The organism is Arthrobacter sp. ATA002 (genome assembly GCF_026898095.1).
Classification (GTDB): domain Bacteria; phylum Actinomycetota; class Actinomycetes; order Actinomycetales; family Micrococcaceae; genus Arthrobacter_B.
This window is the reverse complement of sequence record NZ_CP114015.1, coordinates 3,374,505-3,388,228: the sequence shown is the minus strand read 5'-3', so window position 1 is coordinate 3,388,228 and position 13,724 is coordinate 3,374,505. Positions and strand designations below refer to the sequence as shown.

The 13,724-nt window shown below is 67.2% G+C and carries 14 protein-coding genes and 1 pseudogene; 14 read left to right on the top strand and 1 reads right to left on the bottom strand.

Annotation, left to right across the window (positions count from 1 at the left end; all coding sequences use genetic code 11):
* Positions 1 to 64 precede the first annotated feature (64 nt).
* The 7 genes from OL239_RS16705 (at position 65) to OL239_RS16675 (ending at position 6,512) form a co-directional block, all read left to right on the top strand.
* On the top strand, positions 65 to 1,027 hold the full coding sequence (locus OL239_RS16705; RefSeq protein WP_268909846.1) for an aldo/keto reductase: 963 nt from the start codon (positions 65 to 67) through the stop codon (positions 1,025 to 1,027).
* Positions 1,028 to 1,347: 320 nt separating this feature from the next.
* Entirely contained in the window at positions 1,348 to 2,367 is a 1,020-nt protein-coding gene (locus OL239_RS16700) for an iron-siderophore ABC transporter substrate-binding protein (protein WP_268909845.1), read from the top strand.
* 121 nt (positions 2,368 to 2,488) lie between these two features.
* On the top strand, positions 2,489 to 3,454 hold the full coding sequence (locus OL239_RS16695) for a FecCD family ABC transporter permease (protein WP_442864168.1): 966 nt from the start codon (positions 2,489 to 2,491) through the stop codon (positions 3,452 to 3,454).
* A gap of 2 nt (positions 3,455 to 3,456) precedes the next feature.
* On the top strand, positions 3,457 to 4,494 hold the full coding sequence (locus tag OL239_RS16690) for a FecCD family ABC transporter permease (RefSeq protein WP_268911801.1): 1,038 nt from the start codon (positions 3,457 to 3,459) through the stop codon (positions 4,492 to 4,494).
* Positions 4,491 to 5,357 (top strand): ABC transporter ATP-binding protein, encoded by an 867-nt coding sequence (locus tag OL239_RS16685; RefSeq protein WP_268909844.1) that lies wholly within the window; start codon positions 4,491 to 4,493, stop codon positions 5,355 to 5,357. The genes OL239_RS16690 and OL239_RS16685 overlap by 4 nt, the downstream gene beginning before the upstream one ends.
* A gap of 47 nt (positions 5,358 to 5,404) precedes the next feature.
* Complete coding sequence (locus OL239_RS16680; RefSeq protein ID WP_268909843.1) at positions 5,405 to 5,839, top strand: GlcG/HbpS family heme-binding protein; 435 nt, start codon at positions 5,405 to 5,407, stop codon at positions 5,837 to 5,839.
* Between the two features lie 61 nt (positions 5,840 to 5,900).
* Entirely contained in the window at positions 5,901 to 6,512 is a 612-nt protein-coding gene (locus OL239_RS16675; protein ID WP_268909842.1) for a phosphatase PAP2 family protein, read from the top strand.
* 101 nt (positions 6,513 to 6,613) lie between these two features.
* Here OL239_RS16675 and OL239_RS16670 read toward each other — a convergent pair whose 3' ends face one another.
* Positions 6,614 to 6,916: a hypothetical protein gene (locus tag OL239_RS16670; RefSeq protein ID WP_268909841.1), complete on the bottom strand. Its 303-nt coding sequence runs from the start codon at positions 6,914 to 6,916 to the stop codon at positions 6,614 to 6,616.
* Between the two features lie 74 nt (positions 6,917 to 6,990).
* On the opposite strand from OL239_RS16670, the gene OL239_RS16665 reads away from it, so the two are divergent.
* The 7 genes and pseudogenes from OL239_RS16665 to OL239_RS16635 all read left to right on the top strand — a co-directional run bounded on the left by OL239_RS16665 (position 6,991) and on the right by OL239_RS16635 (position 13,718).
* On the top strand, positions 6,991 to 7,119 hold the full coding sequence (locus OL239_RS16665) for a hypothetical protein (RefSeq protein WP_268909840.1): 129 nt from the start codon (positions 6,991 to 6,993) through the stop codon (positions 7,117 to 7,119).
* Positions 7,116 to 8,111 carry a hypothetical protein gene (locus tag OL239_RS16660; RefSeq protein ID WP_268909839.1) on the top strand — a complete coding sequence of 332 codons (996 nt, stop codon included), beginning with the start codon at positions 7,116 to 7,118 and terminating at the stop codon, positions 8,109 to 8,111. The genes OL239_RS16665 and OL239_RS16660 overlap by 4 nt, the downstream gene beginning before the upstream one ends.
* Positions 8,062 to 8,643, top strand: a complete 582-nt coding sequence (locus OL239_RS16655) for a hypothetical protein (RefSeq protein WP_268909838.1) — start codon at positions 8,062 to 8,064, stop codon at positions 8,641 to 8,643. Before OL239_RS16660 ends, OL239_RS16655 begins: the two co-directional genes overlap by 50 nt.
* Before the next feature lie 5 nt (positions 8,644 to 8,648).
* A complete protein-coding gene (locus OL239_RS16650) occupies positions 8,649 to 9,080 on the top strand; it encodes a hypothetical protein (protein ID WP_268909837.1) in 432 nt (143 codons plus the stop codon).
* A gap of 370 nt (positions 9,081 to 9,450) precedes the next feature.
* A complete protein-coding gene (locus OL239_RS16645) occupies positions 9,451 to 11,508 on the top strand; it encodes an FAD-dependent oxidoreductase (protein WP_268909836.1) in 2,058 nt (685 codons plus the stop codon).
* A 145-nt stretch (positions 11,509 to 11,653) separates the two neighbouring features.
* Complete coding sequence (locus OL239_RS16640) at positions 11,654 to 12,337, top strand: helix-turn-helix domain-containing protein (protein ID WP_268909835.1); 684 nt, start codon at positions 11,654 to 11,656, stop codon at positions 12,335 to 12,337.
* Between the two features lie 174 nt (positions 12,338 to 12,511).
* Positions 12,512 to 13,718, top strand: a pseudogene (locus OL239_RS16635) (alpha-hydroxy acid oxidase).
* Positions 13,719 to 13,724 lie beyond the last annotated feature (6 nt).

Genomic DNA, 13,724 nt, shown 5'->3' with positions numbered 1-13,724 from the left:
GACTGCGACACCAACGGCGAGCAAGCATTCCCGGCGCCGCTCGATCCACGAATGAGGAGACCTCATGCAGACACGCACGTTGGGCAGGCAAGGCCTGACCACTTCCGCCATCGGTTACGGCTCGATGGGAATCTCTCTCGCCTACGGTCCTGGCGATGAAAAGGAAGGTATTGCCGCGATCCAAAAAGCGCACGACCTGGGCGTGACGTTCTTTGACACAGCCGAGCTGTACGGCTGGGGCGAAAACGAGGAAATAGTCGGCCGTGCAGTTAAGAGCTTCCGCGACGAGGCCGTCATCGCCACGAAGTTCGGCTTCACGCGCGACGGCGGTTTCGATAGCCGCCCGGAGCACATCCGCGAGGTAGTTGACAACAGCCTCCGCTACCTCGGCATGGACCACATCGATGTGCTCTATCAGCACCGCGTTGACCCCGACGTTCCCATCGAGGATGTTGCGGGGACCGTGAAGGAGCTGATCGACGCCGGCAAGGTCAAGTACTTCGGCCTCAGCGAAGCCGGCCCGGAGACCCTGCGCCGCGCCCATGCGGTGCAGCCGGTCTCAGTGCTCCAGACCGAGTACTCCCTCTTCGAGCGTGAAGTGGAGGTGCTGTTCCCCGTCCTGGACGAACTGGGCATCGGGTTCGTCCCCTACTCGCCCCTCGGGCGCGGATTCCTTACAGGTACCGCGAAGCCTGCCGACCAGTACGACGAGACCGACATGCGCAGCTGGGATGCCCGCTGGCAGCCCGGCAACTTCGAGAAGAACGTCGCCGCCACCCACCAGCTGACCGAACTCGCCGCGTCCAAGGACGCCACCGTCGCGCAGCTCGCCCTCGCCTGGCTGCTGGCGCAGGGAGACCACATTGTCCCGATTCCCGGCACTCGCAGCGCCAAGCGCGTGGAGGAGAACATCGGCGCCGCTGACATCAGCCTCACCGAGGCCGATCTAGCCCGTATCTCTGAGATCCTCCCTGAAGGAGGGTTCGGCTCCCGCTACCCCGCCGGGATGAGCCCGAACTGGCAATAGGCCGCCGGCGGCACACGGAGGCGCCGGACCCACAGCGGCCCCACGCCGTCGTCGTCCGCCGGCTCCCATGCGTGCGCATTCTCTCCCCGAAAATCAACCGTATTTCACCCTTCGGCAAGGGCCGCTCCGCGCGCTGCCGGGAAGATCCAGCGCATCCGGTTCGCCGTCAAATCGGAAGTCACAGACGTAACACCTGTCCCAACTTTGGTTAGGCATCCCTTACTCTTGGTTAGTTAGGCAACCCTAAACCAGTGCGATGCCCACCCCGGCGCGCTTCGGTGATCCACCGGTTGCTCCCCATCGATGAAAAGGCAAAATCCGTGCGCCCCTTCCGTATCGCTGCCGTCTGCGCAGCCGCACTGCTCACCACCGGCTTGGCAGCCTGCTCCGCTCCGGCATCCAGCAGCGGCGACGCCACCGGCTCGTCCTTCGAACCGATCACCATCGAACACGCCCTGGGCACCACCACCATCGAGGCCAAGCCCGAGCGGGTTGCCACGGTCAACTGGGCCAATCACGAGGTGCTCCTGGCCCTGGGCATCGTGCCGGTGGGCATGGCCGCGGCGAACTACGGCGACGACGACGGCGACGGCCTCCTCCCGTGGGTCAGCGAAAAGCTCGAGGAACTCGGCGGCGAAACCCCGGTGCTCTTCGACGAGAACGACGGCATCGACTTCGAAGCCGTGGCCGACACCGAGCCCGACGTCATCCTCGCCGCCTACTCCGGGTTGTCCCAGGAGGACTACGACACGCTGAGCGAAATCGCCCCCGTCGTTGCCTACCCGGAGACTGCCTGGGGCACCTCCTGGCGCGAAATGATCGAGCTGAACGCCGAAGGCCTTGGCATGCAGCAGGAGGGCGAGGAGCTGATTGCGGACCTCGAGTCGGAAATGGCCGACGCCGCCGCCGAGCACCCGGAACTCGAGGGCAAGAACGCCATGTTCCTGACCCACGTGGACACCACGGACCTCAGCGAGGTCAGCTTCTACACCACGAAGGACACCCGCACCATGTTCTTCGAGGACCTGGGCATGTCCGTGGCCGGCAGCGTGAAGACCGCCTCCGACGGCACCGACAAGTTCTCCCTCACCCAAAGCGCCGAACAGGCCGACGCGTTCAACGACGTCGACATGATCGTCACCTACGGCGGCGAGGAACTGGTTGCCGCCCTGGAAGCCGATCCGCTGCTCTCGCAGATACCCGCCGTCGCCAACGGCTCCATTGTCCTGCTGCCCAACACTCCGCTGGGCACGGCCGCGAACCCCACGCCGCTGGCGATTTCCTGGGTCCTGGACGACTACCTGAGCCTGCTCGCCGACGCCGCCGCCAAAGCGAAGTGACACACCAGCACCCTTCCGCTGCCCCGGCACCCGCCGGGGCAGCACCCGCAGCAGCCCCCGACGCCGCCGCGCCGGACATCCATGCCCGGCGGCGCCCAGGCGCCTGCGCGCGCTCTGGCTCGTGGCTGCCGTCGCCGTGCTCGCCGCCCTGATGCTCGCCAGCATCACGGTGGGCGCGCGCGACGTCGGCTGGAACGACATTCTTGCCGCTCTGGGCGGCTCGGCCGAGGGCTTTGACGAAGCCGCCGTGGCCAAACGGATACCGCGCACCCTGCTCGCCGTCGCCGCCGGCGCCGCGCTGGGTCTCTCCGGGGCCGTAATGCAGGGCGTGACCCGCAATCCGCTGGCCGATCCGGGCATCCTCGGCATCAACATGGGCGCCTCGCTCGCCATCGTCGCGGGCATGGCGTTCTTCGGTCTGACCGCAGCCTCCAGCTACATTTGGCTCGCTATCGCCGGCGCGGCCGTCACCGCCGTCTTCGTCTACACCGTCGGTTCGATCGGCCGCGGTCCCGCCACGCCGCTGAAGCTCGCGCTGGCCGGCGCCGCGACGTCGGCCGCCCTGGCCTCCTTTGTCAGCGCCATTGTGCTGCCCCGCAACGACATGGCGCAGGGCGTGCGGTCCTGGCAGATCGGCGGCGTGGGCGGCGGCTCGTACGAGAGCATCCTGCAAATCCTGCCCTTCCTGCTGGCCGGCTTCGCCATCTGCCTGCTCTCGGCCCGCGGCCTGAACTCGCTGGCTCTGGGCGACGACCTCGCCGCCGGGCTGGGGGAGCGGGTGGCCCTGGCCCGCGGCGCGGCATCGCTTGGCGCCGTGATCCTCTGCGGCGCCTCCACCGCCGTCACCGGACCCATCGCCTTCGTCGGCCTCGTGGTGCCGCACGCCTGCCGGCTGCTGGCCGGAGTGGACCACCGCTGGCTGCTGCCGTTCTCCGCCGTCACCGGCGCCGCCCTGGTGACCGCCGCCGACGTCGTCGGCCGCATCATCGCCCGCCCCGCGGAGATCGACGTCGGCATCCTCACCGCCCTGATCGGCGCTCCGGTCTTCATCTACATCGTCCGCCGGCAGAAGGTGCGTGCCCTGTGAGCCTGGATCTTCGCCCCACGGTCGACGCCGTCACCCGGGTCCGCCGCGGCGCCGCCGTCCGCTACCGGTTGGTGGCCACCCTGCTCGCGGTGCTCATCCTCGCCGTCTTCGCGCTGAGCCTGATGGCCGGACGCACCTTCTACGCGCCGGCCGACGTCGTGAACGTCATCCTCGGGCACGACGTGCCCGGCGCCTCCTTCGCCGTCGGCCGCCTGCGCCTGCCCCGGGCGGTGCTGGCCGTGCTGACCGGCGCCTGCTTCGGCCTGGCCGGCGTCGCGTTCCAAACGATGCTGCGCAATCCGCTGGCCAGCCCGGACATCATCGGCATCAGTTCCGGTGCCGGTGCCGGCGCGGCGTTTGCCATTGTCGGGCTGGGGCTCGGCGGCGCCGCGGTGTCCAGCTTCGCGATCGTGTCCGGACTGGTGGTGGCACTGGCCGTGTACGCGCTGTCCTATAAACGGGGCGTGGCGGACACCCGGCTGATCCTGGTGGGCATCGGCATTGCCGCGATGCTGGATTCGGTCACCGCGTATGTGCTGAACCAGGCGCCGGAGTGGGAGCTGCAGGAAGCCATGCGCTGGCTGACCGGCAGTCTCAACGGCGCGTCCTGGAACCAGGTGCTGCCGGTGCTGGCCGCCCTGGCCGTGCTGGCGCCGGTGCTGCTGGGCCAGTCCCGGAACCTCGCCGTGACCCGGCTCGGCGACGACGCCGCGTCCGCGCTGGGCGTGCGCGTGAACCTCACCCGGATTGTGGTGATCGTGGCCGCCGTCGGGCTCATTTCCTTCGCCACCGCGGCCGCCGGACCCATCGCGTTTGTCGCGTTCCTCTCCGGGCCGATCGCCGCCCGGCTGGTGGGCCCGGGCCCGTCACTGCTCGTCCCCGCCGCACTGGTGGGGGCGCTGCTGGTGCTCGTGGCCGACTTCTGCGGGCAGTACGCCTTCGGCACCCGGATGCCGGTGGGCATCATCACCGGCGTGCTCGGCGCCCCGTTCCTCGTTTACCTCATTGTCCGTGTCAACCGCGCAGGAGCTTCGCTGTGACCGCCTCCCATACCCTGTCCATCGACAACCTCACGCTGGGCTACGGCGACCGCACGGTCATCGACTCCCTGAACCTCGCAGTGCCGCCGGGCAAGGTCACCGCGATCATCGGCGCCAACGCCTGCGGCAAGTCCACGCTGCTGCGCTCGATGTCCCGGCTGCTGGCCCCGCGCACCGGGCACGTGCTGCTGGACGGCAAGGCCGTGCACTCGATTCCCGCCAAGCAGCTGGCCCGCACCCTGGGTTTGCTGCCACAGTCGCCGATCGCGCCCGAAGGTATTACGGTCGCGGACCTGGTGGGCCGCGGCCGGCATCCGCACCAGGGCATCTTTGCGCGGTGGAGCAAGGACGACGACGACGCCGTGGCGGCCGCGCTGGACGCCACCGAAACCGCCGGGCTGGCGGACCGGGCCGTGGACGAGCTGTCCGGCGGGCAGCGGCAGCGGGTCTGGATCGCGATGGCGCTGGCGCAGCAGACGGACCTGCTGCTGCTGGATGAGCCCACCACGTTCCTGGACGTCAGCCACCAGATTGAGGTGCTGGACCTGCTCACCGATCTGAACCGCTCCCGCGGCACCACCATTGTGATGGTGCTGCATGACCTGAACCTGGCCGCCCGGTACGCGGACCATCTGGTGGCCGTGGCGGCCGGAAAGCTGCACGCCGCCGGCCGGCCCGAGGACGTGCTCACCGAGGACACCGTGCGCACCGTCTTCGGCATGGAGAACAGAGTGATCACGGATCCGTCCTCCGGCAAGCCGCTGATGCTCCCGCTGGGCCGGCACCACGTAATTTCCGAGGCCGCCGTCGGGGTTGCGCCCGCGGCTGAGGCGCCGGCAGCTGCTGAGTCCGGGCGCCGCTAGGATCACAGGGGCGTGGCTGTCCGGCCCGCCCGCAAAGGAGTGTACGTATGTCCATGCCAGCTGTTCCCACCGTGTCCGAGTCCCGGACCCTTGCCGAGGCCGTGCTGGACAAAGCACGGGAACTTGGCGTCACCGTGAGCGTCAGCATTGCCGATGCTTCCGGCCACGAGCTCCTGACCGTCCGCGGGGACGGAGCGGCGTGGTTCACGCCCGGTGTCGCCCGGGCCAAGGCACAGACGGCTGCCGCCATGAAGAAAGACACCTCAGCCCTCGCGGATCTGGATGTCCGGTTCCCCGGCCTGCTTCCCCTGATCGCCGACCAGCTGTCCTTCCAGCCCACCGTCTTGCCCGGCGGCGTTATCGACTCCGCCGCGCAGCCGCTGTGGGCCGTGGGAGTCAGCGGAGCGCTGCCGGAACAGGACGAGGAATGCGCGCGGGCTGCCCTGACCGCTGCATCGGTAACGGAACCCGGCGGGCGGTAACGGAACCCGGCTGGCGGTAACGGGGCCCGGCTGGCGCCGCGGATCCCCGTAGAATCGACGGATGCCGGAAACCACGCAAGCCCCGACGTCGACTGTGTCCGTTGCCTCCACCCGGGCAGCACGCATCGTCACCGAAACCACCGCCCCCACCGTCCTCGTGGGTCTGCTCCTGCTGCTGCAGCCCCTGCTCAGCTCCGGGGTCACCTGGCTCCAGGGCATTGTGGCGGCGGGTTTCACCGTGGGGCTGCCCTTCGCCGGAATCCTCTGGCTGAAGCGGCGCGGAGCGGTCACCGACCACCACGTGGGCAGGCGCGAGCAGCGCGCACCGATCCTGATCGCCTCCGCGGCGTCCATCGGCGTCGGTGCACTGCTGCTCATCCTCATGGGTGCCCCGGCGGCGCTGTTCGGCGAGATCGGCGGCGTGTTCATCGGACTGGTCCTGTGCCTGGCGGCGAACCTGGTGTGGAAGCTCTCGGTCCATTCCGCCGTGGCTGCCTATGTTGGGCTGGCCCTGCTGGCTCCGGTTCCGGTGTTCGGGCCGGCTCTGGCCCTGCTGCTGGCATCGGCCACCGGATGGTCCCGGGTGAAGCTCGGCGACCACACGCCCACACAGGTCCTGGCCGGACACCTGGCCGGATGCGTTGCTTTCGCCGCCGCACTGCTGTTGCCCTGACACCGCCTGCCCGTCCCGCTGCCGGGGGATGTGGGATAAAGTCCTAGGGTTCGGTCTCTTTCGCAGACTGCATTATCTGTGTGTGAAACAACGATGGGGAATTAATGGCAGTGCGATTTAGGAAGCCCGGCGGCGAAGAACGCGAACGGGCGGCCTCGGAAGCAGCCGTGGCGGCGCTTAACCTGGGTGAGCGGGTCAGCTTTGATGAATTGCTGGACATTGTTGCCCGCGCGCACGGAAAGCCTATTGAACTGCGGGATATTGACCATTCCATCATTCCCGCAGTGACGGGGTTGTGGATTGAGAAAGAACAAAAGTCCATCATCCTGCTGCCCTCCGGCGACAACCGCCTGCACCGCACCCATGCGGCGTGCCACGAATTCGGCCACATTCTGCTGCAGCACAACGGCTGCGGCGGAGTGGAAACGGCCACGCCGTCGGTGTTCGAGCACATCGGCAGCCGCCGGGGCATCAAAGGATGCTGGCGCGGTCACTGGACTGGAACGAAACCGAGCGGGCCGCAGAGCACGTGGCGTACCTGCTCTCCCTGGCCCTGCTGCCCACGGAACGTGAACGTCCCAGCGACTTCGAGCGCACCTTTATATGACGCACCTGCAAGTCGTGCCGGTCATCATTCTCTGGGCCGTGGTGGCGGTCCGGCTGCTGGGCCTGCGGTTCGGCTGGAAGCCGGGCATCCTCCCGGCTGTTTCGATGGTGGCGCTGGGGGCTACCCTCAACATCGACCGGATCTATCTGGCGGTCGATCCGCTGCTGGGCGGATGGAACGCCCTCAACCTGGTGGTGCACCTGCTGATGGGCATGGGCATGACGGAGCTGAGCCGCCTGCTGCTGCGGGCCACCGGTCAGGAACGGCGCGTCAAGCTGCTGGTCGGCGCCGGAATTATCCTGGCGGTGGCGCAGCTGGTGCTGCTGGTCATTTCGGACACGCAGGGATCCGCGGCCAGTTTCACCGACACGTTCGGCAGCCTGCCGACCATTGCCCTGTACCAGGGCCTGTTCTTTGCTTGGTTTGGTGTCATCAGCGGCTACACCGGAGTGGAAACGCTGCGCCGGAACAGGCACGGGGAGTCCTGTCCGTTCCGGATCGGCTTCGATATCCTCAGTGCCGGGTGCCTGGTTGGCGTGGCCGCGGCCGGCCTGAAAATGTTCCAGATCGGAATGGAGCTCCGCGGCACCGGTGATAGTTACAGCGGCCTGCTGGCGGTCGGCTATCAGATCCTCCTGGCCCTGATGGCGGTGGGCTTCGCAGCCGGGTTCATCCTGCCGTCCTCCGGGCGGATCAGGGACGCCTTCCGCACCCGGGCCGAACGAGAGCAGGACCTCGAAGCCCTGAAGCCCATCGTGACCCGTCTGGCGCAGACGCCCGAGGGACGGCGGTCGATGGGCGCGGACAGTGTTTCCCCGGGGACCCGCAGCTCCAAGGCCCAGCTCTACCGCTGGTTCATTTTCATCGGCGACATCCGGGTCCTGGACCCGGACCTGCTGTCGCCGCAGGAGGCCCGCATTATTGACGAGATAGGTACACGAATTGAGCACAACGGTTCACCGGTCCGGCGCTCGGCTGACACCGGCCGCTAGCTACTCCAAGGTTCTCCCGCCGGCCCTGGTCCTGGCAGGCCTGGTGCTCCTGGCCGGCGTCAGGGCCGGGCTGGACCCGCTGGGCGTTGCCGCCCTGCTGGCCGGCGTCGTGGGGTTTCCGGCGCTCCTGTACAAGGGGCTGAAACGACCGTTCCGCCGGCGCGGCCTGCCGGACCGGCTCCGGGTTCAGCTGCTGGCCGTGCTGACGTTCACGGGCGCCGTCGTCTGCTTTGTTATTCCTGTGCCGGCGCCGGTCCCGCTGACCGTGGCGGCGCTGTTTGTGGGTAACGCGGGGCTGGTGTTGTTCCGCCGCTGGCTCAACGTGTCTGCCCACGTGTCCGTGATTACCTTTGGCGTGCTGTGGGTCGCGGTCATCTTTGGGACAGCCTGGGCGTGGTTGTTGATATTATCGCCGTTGATGATGTTCAGCCGGGTGTCTCTTCGTGAACACACCTGGCCGGAGGCGTTCGCAGGCGCAGCCCTGGGAGTGGCAACCTTCTGCTGTTTTCTCGTAGCAATGACTTGGAGCTGAACTTAGTGGACAATTTTGATCTTCCCCCGGAACGTGCGGCGGGCATCCGGCGGGCCGAAACGCTTGCCCGGAAGATCAATTTGCTGTTGGACGTCATTATGTCCGACACCGGCAAGCCCTTCGATTATCCGGCGATACGGGACGGCGCCCAGAAAGCCGGTTATTACCTGTCCCGCACCCGCTGGTCGCTGTTGAAATCAGGCAAGGAACAGGTCGTCCCGGACGAGGCGCTGCGGGCCATTGCCGCGGTTTTTGACGTCAATCCCGAATACTTATTGCAGGACGGCGGCAAGCTGCCGGAACGGGTGGAAGCCGAGCTGGAACTGCTCCGCAGCCTGCGCCGCGCCGAAGTGCGAAACTTCGCGGCCCGCGCTCTCGGGCCGGTGGATCCGGAAGCGCTGAAGGCCATCGCGGCAATCCTCGACGAGGACTCCTGATTTCCTCCCACGGAAATCAAGCTTTGACCCGGTATGTGAGCGGTGCTATATTTTCATTCATGACTCACACATGTGTGAGTCATGAATGAAACAGCGATAAGTCTGCAAATATCCGCTGCCTGTGGGGGGTCAGCGGATACTTGCTGAGCGAAGCCGGCGGATGATTCCGCCGGCTTCGCTGCTTTAAGCACCGCCGCTGCGGCAGTCCCATTCAGCGGGACCAGGGTCCGTTTTTGATTTCCTTAGCGGTTGAGTTGGCCCACCGGACCCTCCCCACTATCCGACAGCGACTCCCCGTCAGCCCTGCATCCCGCGCTGCGCCCCGCCGTCGTGCGTTTACGTCGTAAACTTAGGCGGTATCATCATGATCGTGACTACCAAAACCTTTCCTCACCTGATGGCTCCGGGCCGCATCGGTCCGATGGAAACGACCAACCGCATTGTGCTGCCTGCCATGGACATGAACGTCTCCGAGCACGGCGAGATCGAACAACCCGAGATCGACCACTATGTGGCCCGGGCCGAAGGTGGCGCCGGCCTGATCATCACCGGTGCCTGCGCGATCGCCTTCCCGCATGGTGCGGCGTCGATGAAGGAACCGGGCCTCTCGGATGACAAGTACATTCCGGGCCTGAAGGCTCTGGCCGATGCGGTGCATGCCGCTGGCAGCAAGCTCTGCATCCAGTCCACCCACCACGGCAAAGTTGCCCGCGTGGATGTGGCCAACGACCGTCCGGTGCTTGCCCCCAACCAGCCGGACTACAGCTACGACATGTCAGCCCTGGCCGACAGCACCCGCGAAGAGCTCGGCAAAATGGGCGCCGCCACCGCCGGCAAGCAGACCACGTACCGCGAGATGACCACCGAGGACATTTCCTGGCTGATCGAGACCTGGGCCGACGCCGCCGAGCGCATAGCGAAGGCCGGCGCCGACGCCATCGAAATCCACGCCGCCCACGGCTATATTCTCGGCGTGTTCCTGAACGAGCGGGACAACAAGCGCACCGACGAGTACGGCGGCTCCCTGGCCAACCGCGCCCGCCTGGCCTGCGAAGTCATCAAGGCCGTCAAGGAACGCGTCGGCAACTCCCTGGCCATCCTGGTCCGGGTGGCCGGCGAGGAATACGGGCAGGAGGGCGGGCTGACGCTTGAGGAGGCCATCGGCGCCTCCAAGATGTTCGTGCAGGCCGGCGCAGATGCCATCCACGTGACCGGCTGGGGGCGGAACCCGTTCGACAACTTCACCGACGGCCCGCTGCCCAACAAGGTGGGCGCGTACCTGGAGAACGCCGCCGAGGTCAAAAAGCACGTGTCCGTGCCGGTGATCGCCGTCGGCCGCATGCTGCCGGAGGTCTCGGAGAAGGCGCTGGCCGCCGGACAGATCGACTTCGCCGCCATGGGCCGGCAGCTGCTGGCCGACCCGGAGCTGCCGAACAAGATCCGCGACGGCAAGTTCGACCAGGTCCGTCCCTGCATCAACTGCTACCTGTGCGTGGCGGAGAACTTCTTCGACGACACTCCGTTCTGTGCGGTGAACCCGGCGCTGGGCAACGAGGCGCTGCTGCCGCTGAAGCCCGCCTCGGCTACCAAGCACGTGGTGGTTGTTGGAGCCGGCCCGGCCGGCCTGGAAAGCGCCCGGGTACTCACCGAGCGCGGACACCGGGTCACCGTCGTCGACAAGTCCGACCGCCTCGGCGGCACCATGTGGTTCTCCACTATGACCACCCCGGACAACGAACGCCTGCTGAAGTGGTTCAAGTCCGAGATCAAGCGCCTGAACATTGCGGTCAAGCTGAACACCCCGGCCACCGTCGAGACCATCCGGGCGCTCAACCCCGACCAGGTCATCGTCGCCACCGGCGCTGTCCGGCCCAAACCGGACTTCCCGGGCGGTGACCTGCCCAACGTGCAGACCGGCGACACGCTGCGCGCCATGATGCTGGGCACGGCGACCGCGGAGGAGGCCGGCGCGGTGCTGAGCACCCTGGGCAAGCTCGGCCGGCTGTCCGGCGTCACCAAGAGCCCTGAATTCGTGCGCCAGTTCACCAAGTTCTGGCTGCCGATGGGCAAGGACGTGGTGGTAATCGGCGGCTCCCTGGTGGGCCTGGAACTGTCCGAATTCCTGGCCGAGCGCGGCCGCCGGGTCACGCTGCTGCACGAAACCCAGCAGCTGGGCCTGCCGCTGGCCATGCCGCGCCGCTGGACCGCGGTCAAGGACGCCACCGAACACGGCGTGAAGATCCACCGCAACGTGAAGATTACCCGGATCACCGAGAAGACCGTGGAATGGACCGAGGGGGAGGAGAGCTTCTCCGCACCCGCGTCCATGGTGGTTTACGCGGACGGCACGACGGCGGCCGCACCCTGGCGGATGAGCTGCGGGAGGCGGGCATCGCCGTCGACGTCGTGGGCGACGCCGGTGCGGTGAACTACATCCACGGCGCCATCCACTCGTCCTGGAAGGTGACCACGGAGGTCTAATTTCTCGGCACCCGCGGGGCGGGCGGCCGGGTAGCAGGTTGGTGTTGGTCCCTAAGGTTGACACCAACGTTTCTTCGAGAGAACGTTAGTGCATGAATACCTTGACCACCCGTGAAGCTGCTGCCCGGCTTGGCGTGAGCCAGGTGGCAACGCGCAAGCTCATCGGCACCGGCCAGCTGATCCAAGCGGGGACCGTCGGCAGGGCGATCCTGGTCGATAAGGCGTCCGTGGACCAGCTGGCCAGGTTGGGTACCCGTCCCGGCCGGCCCTGGACCGAGCAAAACGCCTGGGCGGCGCTGGCCCTGCTGTCCGGTGATGCCAAAGTTGGGTGGGCCGGGTCCTCTGCGGTGTCCCGGCTTAGGTCAAAGCTTCGGACCATGAGTGCCGATGAGCTGCCCGTGCTGGCACGCAGGCGTGCCTCAGTCCGCCGCTTTCGGGCCACGCCCGATGTGGTTCACCTGCTGCGAAACCACCTGCTGCTCAGCGGCGCTGCGGCCATGGGAAACGATGACCTTGCCGAACGCTTCGGACTCACCGGGGGTGCAGCAGTCGCCGAGGGCTACGCGCTGGTCGGGGACGCCAATGCTCTCCGGGACGCGTACGGACTTATCGAGAACCAGCAGGGCAATGTGGTGATCCGCGAGGTCGCCAGCTCCGCACCGTTTGCCGGAGGCAAAGTGCCCCTGGCAGCTGTTGCCCTTGACTTGCTCGAATCCGCAGGGACACGGGAACGAAGTGCGGGCCGACGAGTCATACAAGAGATGCTCAATGACTGAGGCAGAGACGTCTGCGCAGCGCCTGGTGTGGGAAGCCTATCCGGACCGCCTTCAGCTCAAACGGCTCGGCGACTGACCTCTGGTGTTGCTGACGGCGCGTAACGAACGGTTATCGCCTGCTGCACGGCACTGCGGCGGTCCTAGACTGGCGTCATACCGAGCCAGAAAGCAGCCATGAAACGCCGAATTCCCCAGTACTCCGAACTCCGCGGCCTCGTTCAGTTCAAGGCCATCGACCTGGACCGCCGGCGCGCACGGCTGGCGAAGGCCACCAACGTGTGGGAGCTGCGGGATATCGCCAAGCGGCGGATTCCGACGGCGGCCTTCGACTATGTGGACGGCGGATCCTTCGGCGAACAGACGCTGCGGCGAAACCGGGCGGCGTTTGACGACGTCGAATTCGTTCCGAACGTGCTGCGCGACGTCACGAGCGTGGACCTGGGCACCAAGATCGCCGGCACTGAAGCGGCGATGCCGGTGGGCATCGGCCCCACCGGACTGACCCGGCTCATGCACTCCGAGGGCGAGGTCGGGGAGCGCAGGCCGCGGCCGCGTTCGGCATTCCGTTTGCACTCTCCACCATGGGCACGGCATCGATCGAGGAACTCACCGAGACCGTGCCCGACGCCGCCAAATGGTTCCAGCTCTATCTCTGGAAGGACCGGGAACGGTCCCAGGAGCTGGTGAGCCGCGCGGCGGCCGCCGGGTACGGCGCGCTGATTGTCACGGTGGACACCCCGGTGGCCGGAGCCCGGCTGCGGGACACCCGCAACGGCATGACCATGCCGCCCACCCTCACCCCGAAGACCGTCCTAGATGCCTCCTACCGGCCGGAGTGGTGGTTCAACTTCCTCACCACCAAACCGCTCGGCTTCGCCAATTTCGAGGGGGAGCGGATGTCTCTGGCCGAGACGGTGAACTCCATGTTCGAGCCCTCGCTGAACATGGTGGACCTGGACTGGCTGCGGGAAACCTGGCCGGGAAGCTGATCGTCAAGGGCCTCCAAAACCCGGCCGACGCCGTCGAGGTCTTCGCCCGCGGCGCCGACGCCATTGTCGTGTCCAACCACGGCGGCCGGCAGCTGGACCGGGCCCCCGTGCCGCTGCGGATCCTGCCGGCCGTCCGCGCCGCCGTCGGGCCCGACGCCGAGATCATCCTGGATTCGGGCATCATGTCCGGCGGCGACATCGTGGCTGCGATTGCCGCCGGCGCCGACTTCACGCTGATCGGCCGCGCCTACCTGTACGGGCTGATGGCCGGCGGGCGGCAGGGCGCCGTACGAACCCTGGAGCTGCTGCGCACCGAGATGACCACGGTGATGCAGCTGCTCGGCGTCACCAGCCTCGCGGAGCTGACGCCGGAGCACGTGCGGCGGGTCTAGTTTCCC

Excerpts from the sequence above, each read along its gene's own strand:
- OL239_RS16680 (WP_268909843.1), top strand. The coding sequence starts at position 5,405 with ATGTCCATGCCAGCTGTTCCCACCGTGTCCGAGTCCCGGACCCTTGCC.
- OL239_RS16665 (WP_268909840.1), top strand. The coding sequence starts at position 6,991 with ATGCTGGCGCGGTCACTGGACTGGAACGAAACCGAGCGGGCCGCAGAG.
- OL239_RS16705 (WP_268909846.1), top strand. The coding sequence starts at position 65 with ATGCAGACACGCACGTTGGGCAGGCAAGGCCTGACCACTTCCGCCATC.
- OL239_RS16675 (WP_268909842.1), top strand. The coding sequence starts at position 5,901 with ATGCCGGAAACCACGCAAGCCCCGACGTCGACTGTGTCCGTTGCCTCC.
- OL239_RS16640 (WP_268909835.1), top strand. The coding sequence starts at position 11,654 with ATGAATACCTTGACCACCCGTGAAGCTGCTGCCCGGCTTGGCGTGAGC.
- OL239_RS16660 (WP_268909839.1), top strand. The coding sequence starts at position 7,116 with ATGACGCACCTGCAAGTCGTGCCGGTCATCATTCTCTGGGCCGTGGTG.